This is a genomic window from Nocardia alni (assembly GCF_019038435.1).
GTDB lineage: Bacteria > Actinomycetota > Actinomycetes > Mycobacteriales > Mycobacteriaceae > Nocardia > Nocardia alni.
Genome location: NZ_JAGPOX010000057.1, coordinates 47,215 through 54,913, shown reverse-complemented (window position 1 = coordinate 54,913; position 7,699 = coordinate 47,215). Strand labels below are relative to the sequence as shown.

The 7,699-nt window shown below is 64.3% G+C and carries 7 protein-coding genes; 3 read left to right on the top strand and 4 right to left on the bottom strand.

Translation table 11 applies throughout. The features are described from left to right. Positions 1-183 precede the first annotated feature (183 nt). The gene (locus JZ791_RS22085; RefSeq protein WP_216897088.1) at positions 184-1,089 is read left to right on the top strand and encodes a UTP--glucose-1-phosphate uridylyltransferase; all 906 of its coding nucleotides are present in this window, start codon (positions 184-186) and stop codon (positions 1,087-1,089) included. Positions 1,090-1,099: 10 nt separating this feature from the next. Here JZ791_RS22085 and JZ791_RS22080 read toward each other — a convergent pair whose 3' ends face one another. Both JZ791_RS22080 and JZ791_RS22075 read right to left on the bottom strand, forming a co-directional pair. Then, on the bottom strand, positions 1,100-2,941 hold the full coding sequence (locus tag JZ791_RS22080) for a KAP family P-loop NTPase fold protein (RefSeq protein WP_216897087.1): 1,842 nt from the start codon (positions 2,939-2,941) through the stop codon (positions 1,100-1,102). Positions 2,942-3,083: 142 nt separating this feature from the next. Continuing rightward, positions 3,084-4,004 (bottom strand): MerR family transcriptional regulator, encoded by a 921-nt coding sequence (locus JZ791_RS22075; protein ID WP_216897086.1) that lies wholly within the window; start codon positions 4,002-4,004, stop codon positions 3,084-3,086. Between the two features lie 108 nt (positions 4,005-4,112). On the opposite strand from JZ791_RS22075, the gene acpM reads away from it, so the two are divergent. Next, the gene (gene acpM / locus JZ791_RS22070; RefSeq protein WP_216897085.1) at positions 4,113-4,418 is read left to right on the top strand and encodes a meromycolate extension acyl carrier protein AcpM; all 306 of its coding nucleotides are present in this window, start codon (positions 4,113-4,115) and stop codon (positions 4,416-4,418) included. A gap of 51 nt (positions 4,419-4,469) precedes the next feature. Here acpM and JZ791_RS22065 read toward each other — a convergent pair whose 3' ends face one another. Then, positions 4,470-5,354, bottom strand: coding sequence for a class I SAM-dependent methyltransferase (locus JZ791_RS22065; protein ID WP_216897084.1), 885 nt, complete (start codon positions 5,352-5,354; stop codon positions 4,470-4,472). 385 nt (positions 5,355-5,739) lie between these two features. On the opposite strand from JZ791_RS22065, the gene JZ791_RS22060 reads away from it, so the two are divergent. Then, positions 5,740-6,237: a hypothetical protein gene (locus JZ791_RS22060; RefSeq protein ID WP_216897083.1), complete on the top strand. Its 498-nt coding sequence runs from the start codon at positions 5,740-5,742 to the stop codon at positions 6,235-6,237. On the opposite strand, the gene JZ791_RS22055 is transcribed toward JZ791_RS22060, so the two are convergent. After that, a complete protein-coding gene (locus JZ791_RS22055; RefSeq protein ID WP_216897082.1) occupies positions 6,180-7,622 on the bottom strand; it encodes a metallophosphoesterase in 1,443 nt (480 codons plus the stop codon). The two genes, JZ791_RS22060 and JZ791_RS22055, sit on opposite strands and share 58 nt — an antisense overlap. Positions 7,623-7,699 lie beyond the last annotated feature (77 nt).

Here is a 7,699-nt window from a genome sequence, read left to right as displayed (position 1 = left end):
CCTACTGGCCCGGATCGAGCGGCACGAACAGAAAGAGCACTCCCAACAGCCCACCGACCGCACTCACCAGACTGCCGCATCACCGGCAGCCGCGTGAACCCCCGAAGAACTTGCGGGCGGGACCACTTAGCGTCGACCACGAAGATCACGACAAGCATCGGGCACTCGTGAAGGAGATCGACGGTGGACAGCACTCAGACCATTCCCCGCCAGTTCCGTACGGCGGTGGTTCCGGCCGCGGGGCTGGGGACTCGGTTCCTACCGGCCACCAAGTCGGTCCCCAAGGAACTGCTCCCGGTTGTGGACACGCCCGGCATCGAATTGGTGGCCGAGGAGGCCGCCGACGCCGGAGCGGATCGCATGATCATCGTCACCTCACCCGAAAAGCAGAGCGTAGCGGAGCATTTCGCCGAATGCCCGGAGCTGGAGGACACCCTCGCCCGGCGCGGTAAATTCGACCTGCTCGAGCGGGTGCGCCGCGCACCCAAACTGCTGGAGGTGGAAACGGCCCTGCAGCCGCGTCCGCTGGGACTCGGACACGCTGTGCTGCAAGCGGAGTCGTCCCTCGCGGCCGACGAGACCGCGATCGCCGTCCTGCTGCCCGACGACCTGGTCGGCTCCGGCGTCCTCGAGACCATGGCCGAGGTCCGCCGCCGCTGGGGCGGCAGCGTCCTGTGCGCGATCGAGGTCCCCCACAATCAGGTCAGCGCCTACGGCATCTTCGACGTGGCCGCAGCCACCGATACCCCGGATGTACTGCGCGTCAACGGCATGGTGGAAAAACCCGCCGTAGAGGACGCCCCCTCCAACCTGGCCGCCGCAGGCCGATACCTCCTGGACCGCGCCATCTTCGACGCCCTGCGCCGCATAACCCCCGGCGCAGGCGGCGAATACCAACTAACCGACGCCATAGCCCTCCTGATCGCCGAGAACCACCCCGTCCACGTAGTAATCCACCGCGGCCCCCGCCACGACATAGGCACCCCCACCGGCCACCTCCGCGCCGCAGTAGATTTCGCCCTCCAACGCGAGGAATACGCAGGCCCTCTACGTGATTGGTTGTTGCAGCGGCTCGGGGTGGGGGAGTAGGCCAGAGCCTCTATCGGCTACCCCGGTCATACGGGAGACGGTCCGGTAGAGAAGCCGCAATCAACTGCATTACCCGTGAGGGGTCGTTGGTGATTGTGGCCGACCCGAGTTCCGACACGCGTGTTCGTCGTGCAGGAGTGATCGCACCGGTGTAGAAGACGACCGGGCCGGTAAAGCCGTACTTGGAACGAAAGTACTCCATATCATCCAGGCCTGCGTTGGGGTCATCGAATCTGGTGATATCCGAAACTATGATATCCGGATTCGACTTTTCGAGAACCAGGGATGCCGAAGATCGGTCGACGGCGTGGTTGACGTGTGCGCCGAGATCCTCCAACTCTCGATTCAATCCAGAGTCAGGACTCGATTGGTCATCGATTCGCAGAATGTGTAGTCCCTGAAATGCATCCGCTTCTAAACTCTCCGGAAGAGCGCTGTGCAAATATGTGGAATCCGGGAAATCGGACACCGGCGGCGCGACGTGATACGAGAATGGTCTGCGTAGAATGTATCGCAATCTGTAGGATTTCGCCGGAAAATCCAGGCTCTTGATCAGCGACGTGAACTCTCTGTCGGTGGCCAATTCCGGAAAATAGAGCGGGAGATTCTGCTCCAGTTCCTTCAGATGCTGCTCTAATTTCTCGCCGTCCAGTTTTGGTGGCGGCGGCCTGACGTCCTTATTTTCGCATAGTTTGTGTAGGGATTCGTAATCTATCTCGGTTCCCTGCTTTGTTGCCATGCGAAAGCTGTAATACGCCAGAAAGTCTTGAATCGGATCTCCGTCGTCAGGGCTGACGAGGCTTCGATAGAAGTCCGGATAGAACTGTTGTAGAAGTACCACGCGAATAAGGTTCTCGATTCCCGCCCCTGCCCAGTCCGGGTTCAGTCCGTACTCCACGACGAAACTGTTGATGAGCCGTTTGATCCGCCGAGGGTTGTGTCCGCTGCCGCGAGCTACCAAACTCTTCATCGTTTCGTCGAAGTAGCTGCCCGCGCCTGAACGGGCCAGGTATCCGTTGATGAGGTTTTTGACATCCGACGTGCTCGGAGCAGGAATTCGATAGTTTATCTGGATTATCTTCTCCAGATACGCCAGGGTGCGTGTCGCGTTACTGTCCGTATCCGAGGCGTGAACGGTCTTCAAGAGCACCGACTGATCGCATGCCATGACGAATACTATTCCCGGCACGTCGAGGTAGAGTTTGATCGCTTGGCATATCTCGATTATCCGTTCACTTGCGCACCGATCTAGATCATCGATGAACACAACCAGGAGCTGCCCGCCGTCCAACCGATCGCCGCGGTGCATCCATGTGTCGAGCGCATCGCGAAGTACGCTCTTGATCGCATTACGGGATTTCGCATCTGTCGACAGAATCTTCCAGATCTGGTCCACCACGCCACCGAGTCCGAAGAAGCTCGCTACAAGCATGAACGCTACTCGTATTCCGTTGAGCAGCTGGGTGTTCTTGGACAATGAACGGACCGTGCGACGAATTACACTCGGATCGAGGCTCAGCAGTACGGATTTGATCAGCCCTTCCAGAATGTCGGTCGATCCGGCTGTCCACGCGTTGAACCATACGCTCGTCACCCCTGGCGCGGCATCGAGTACGGCCTGGAGTTGCCGCATCAGACTGCTCTTGCCCATACCCCAGTCGGCATCGATCGCGAGGGTGAAGGGTGCGGCGGATCGCGACGCAACGATCAGATCCCCCAGCCGCCGGGCGCTGGCCGCGAGATCCAGCAAGTCCTCGTTGCCGCTGTCTCCGACGGGAGCGTCGTTCAGGACGACGAAACGTTCGAACTTGCTATCCCGTTCGGATATGGCGATACCAGTTACATCAGACACCCGCGTGCCCCCCTCTTCCCGACCAGCCCCCATCGTATGTGTGAGTGAGGTGATTCACCACTGAGGCTGGACAAGTGTTCTCACGCAGATGAGTTCGAGGCCCCAGGGGCGCGCACGGTGGGGTGCGTGCGCGCTGCGGCGGTTACTTCGTGGACTGGGCCAGCGCCTCGTATAGCCAATGATGGGCTCGCCCTACGGTGATGCGAGATCCGATGAGTTGTGCTGTCAGCGCCCAGTATCGGTGGATCCTGCGGTCGGTGTCGGTCGCGTCGAGCAGCAATCGCTCGCGGAAGCGTGGGGAATCGCGCTCTCCGCGTGCGTCGGCGTGGGCGTTGACGAATCGGTCGAGTTCGCGGCCACGGCGTGGCCGCACGTCTTGCGAAATGAGAGGGACCACGTCCGTCATGAGGTTGCCCATTTCGGCGTACAACCCTCGGCGGTCGCGGATCAGTTCTGGCTGCTGTCGCCAGAACTGCTGTCGTACAAGACTGTTCATTGCGGGCTCGGTGGCGAGTTCGGTCAACTCGGCATAGGCCACTACGTCGTCGACCGATGGTGCATCGGGTGGCTCCGGGACGTTCCAGTACACCCAGAGATCGACCTCGCTTCGGGCTATCGGTGCCAGGGCGCGCCGCCAGAATTGCGCGAGGCAATCGTGTGCCGCACCACCGTCTTGCGCTGCGGCCAGCAACACGAGCCGCTCGGTCCGCTGCGTCGGGGGCGCCGTCTCGACCGCCCGAAGCGAAGCTCGTCGCCAGGCCAACGATTTGAGTTCGATAGCGACTCGCGCACTTTCGGCGGCGATGACCTCGTCGACCGACCGTTTTCCATGCAGCACATCGGCAATCGAGCCGAGCCCGAGACCGAACGCACGCAATCGCCGGACCAGCAGCAGGCGTTCGGTGGCGGCGTCGCCGTCGAACATCCGATGCCCGCCTGCGCTGCGATGGGGCTCCAGAATGCCCTCGTCACAGTAGAACCGGATCGTTCGTACCGCGAGCCCGGTACGGCGCGCCAACTCCCCGATGCCCACCAGCGAGTGTGCCTGTGTGTCGTCCGTCACAACCTGTTGAACCTCCACCCCGGTGGAGCTTCTAGCGTACTGACACCGCCGTTCGACCACACGCGTGGCGTACGGCGGATATGTGATCGCATCCCAGGAGAGTGATTCGTGGCTATCACGCAGGAAGAAATCGTCGCCGGCATCGCGGAGATCATCGAGGAGGTAACAGGTATCGACGCCGCCGAGGTAGCGATGGAGAAGTCTTTCGTGAACGATCTGGACATCGACTCGTTGTCGCTGGTCGAGATCGCCGTACAGCTGGAGGACAAGTACGGCGTACGGGTCCCGGACGAGGACATGGCGGGTCTGAGAACCGTCGGTGACGCAGTCGTCTATGTGCAGAGGATGGAGGCCGAACGGCCGGAGCTCGCCTCGGATGTTCAGGCGAAACTCGGGGAAGGCCAGGGGAAGTGAAATCGGGACCGGTGGGCGCGCACGGGGGTGGTGCGTGCGCGCCGCGGCGGGTTACTTGGTGGCGGTGAGGTAGGCCGCCATGTTCATCATGTCGACCATTTCCTCGGGGATTTCGGGGAGGGGGCAGTTGTAGTGGGTGGCGAGGTCGGCGATGCGTTGGGCGCCGACCTGCCAGCCGCGGTCGGTGAGCCATTGGGTGGGGTCGGAGCGGTCGTCGTCGTAGAACAGCTCGCTGACGTCGAGGTTGCCGAAGGGGGTTCGGTCGAGGTGCTGCGAGGTCTGCTCGGTGAAGCGTTTCATGTCGAGGGCGCCGATGAAGCCCTCGACCGAGAGGCGGCTGCCGGGTGCGGAGAGGGTGTCGATCCGCTCGAACAGCGAATCCTGTGCCGCGCCGGGCAGATACGGGAGGAGGCCCTCGGCGGACCAGGCTGTGGGCAGGTCGGGGTCGAAGCCCGCGGTGCACAGGGCGGCGGGCCAATCGTCGCGGAGATCGACTGCTACCTCGCGCAATTGGGCGCGTGGGGCGATGTCGTTCGCGGCGAGCACTTTCCTCTTGAACTCCAGCACCTTCGGCTGATCGATCTCGAAAACCGAGGTGCCCGAGGGCCAGTCGAGCCGGTAGGTGCGCGCGTCCAGACCGGCGGCGACGATCACCGCCTGCCGGATGCCCGCCGCCGCGGCCGACAGGAAGAACTCGTCGAAGAACCGCGAGCGCAGGCCCATCACGCGGCCGAACGGCACGCCCTCGAAAATATCCGGACCGTCCAGTGTCTCCAGGAAACTCGGTTCGTCCGCGGCCTCGACGAACAGGCGCGCGCAGGGGTCTTGGATCAGGGCGTCGGGTCGGGCCGACTCCATCGCCCGGAATGTCGCCACGCCCAGGGCGGTGAGGCCGACACTGCTGACGATATCCCAGGTATCTCCATCGGTACGCATAACTACTCTCCTCAATCACAGTGGTGCACTGAGTCATTCGTGGTGATTCTCAGCGACCGGCGACCGGTCGGTACTAGCTCCCGGAAACAGCCTAGGCCCAAAGTTGATCGAGAGGTGGAGTTGACGGCGTCGATCCAGAGAGTCGGAAGGATCGGCAACTGGTCGGTTGATTGCCCTTCGCGCCGGGGTATCGCCAAGTCGGCGTGGCTATATGGACGTGCGTCCAGTGGTCGGGCCCGGGTGCGAGCGCTGTATTGCGAAACCAATGTCTCGCCGATACCTACGGGCAATGTTGCGGCAATGTCCAAGCCACGACCCCGAAATCCGCGTCTGTTGAGATGGTCTTCGTCCTTTGACGTATCGCGGCGCTTACAGGAGGTGCGGGATGTTCGAATCGTGTTACACACCAGACGATGTCGCGCATGTGCTGCGGAATCGGCACGGACTTCCGGTCGAACTGGAAGCCTATCGCCCGACGATCGTCTCCGGAAGCCGCATCGGGGCGATCAGCCTGCCGATGGAACTGGGCTACCGCGTCCTGAATCTGCTGCCTGACCGGCCCGTTCCCGTGGTGGGCAATCCACCCGACACGATCTGGACCTTCCTGGTCGGATCCGTCTTCCCGCCGCTGCTGGCCCGGACCGTGCGACGGTGGGCCGCGCGCGGGGTCACCGTGCACGCGCGTGGCCATCGGGTGCTCATGCCGATGTCCGACAGCGGTCTCGGCTGGCGTTGGGCCTGCGCGCCCGAGGCCGGTCCGCTGCGCCTGCCCTCGCGTGGTCAGGTGCTCGACGCCGCCGAACTACTGCTGGCGATGGGCCCGGTTCAGACCTGCCGCGAGGTCGCCGGGGCGACGCCCGACAGGTCCCGCAGCACGACGTGATTGCGGTCGGCCAAGCTGCCGAGCGCATGGTCGGGGTGCAGGCCGAGATACTGCCGCCGGGTGCGGGTGCTCCAGCAGCGGGCGGCCTCGGTACGGGTCTTGTAGAAGTTCACCATGTAGCCGCCGCTGTGGATGCTCAGCCGCACGTAGCCGCCGGGATATTCCTTCACCGCGGCGCCCTCCAGGAACTCCACGGGGATATCGGCGTCCGGCCGTCCGACGCGGTTGCGGTGGGTGTGGCCGGTGTGATGCAGGAATACGCCCGGTGCGTTCCGGTACAGGTGGTGCAGTGCGGCGGCGGTCACGCGGTCCAGCACGAATCCCGGGCCGGCGGGATTGCTCACCGCTGCCGACGAGGTCACCGGATGGTGGCCGAAGACCAGTGTCGGACGGTCCGGATCGGCGCTCAGCAGCCCACGCAGCCGGGCCAGCTGCGGTGCGCCCACCGAGCCGCCCGCACTCCGTAGCCGCGCGGTGTCCAGGCCCAGGATGCGCAGTCCGGCCACGTCGTCGGCGGAGACATGCCCGAGCGGATGGAAAACGGCGCCCCAGTCGTCGCGCCGCGGGTCGCGGGGAACGTCGTGGTTGCCCCGGCACACGAAGTAGTCCCGGCCCAGCGTGCCCCAGCCGTCCAGGCGCTGCCGGACCGCCCTGGACTGTTCCAGGGTGCCCGAATCGGTGAGGTCGCCCGCGACGATCAGGTGATCGACCGTTCGGTCCGGATGGCGCAGATCCGTCAGCAGCGCGTCCAGCATGATCTCCGGATGCTGGTCGGTCTCGTGCCGCAGTCCTGGGGTGAGCCCAGCGATCAGCAGGCCGCTGATGCGCTCGCCGTAGTGCACGTCGTTGGCCAGCGCGATCGTGCGCAGCAGCGGCCCGGGCGGCGGTGTCAGCGTGGTGAACATGCCCGTGGATTCGGGAGTCCCGGCGCGCCGGGTCACCAGGGTGCGAGCGGGGCCGGCGCGGTGACCGCCGGAGTATGCCTCGAACCGATACCGACGGCCCGGTTCCAGCCCCGTGATCTCGGCATAGTGGTAGGCGGTCCGCTGCGAGTCGAGGTAGCGCGTCGGGGCCGGGCCGATCGAATCGGCGGGTGCGATGCGGACCTCGGTGTCGGCGTCGACGGGCCGCAGCCGTCCGGACGATTCGCGTGCCCGCGTCGTCCACGTGAGGATCACCGACCTGTCGGTCACGGTCACCACTTCGAGATCCGACGCGACGATCGAATCCTTCCGCACCGCAACGCGATCCGGGCGGTAGAGGGTGAATGCCGGGGACGGCAGCACCACCGCGCCCGAGGCGGTGTTCACCGCGCCCGAGGCCACGTGCACGGCGCCGGTGGCGACTTTGGCCATCCAGATGGCTCGCAGGCGTGCATTCGACATTGGGGACCTCCGCACCTGGTGGGCCGATATCCGCAACGGTAGGATGGCGGCCTGAACGGCCCGGCTCGCTCACATAG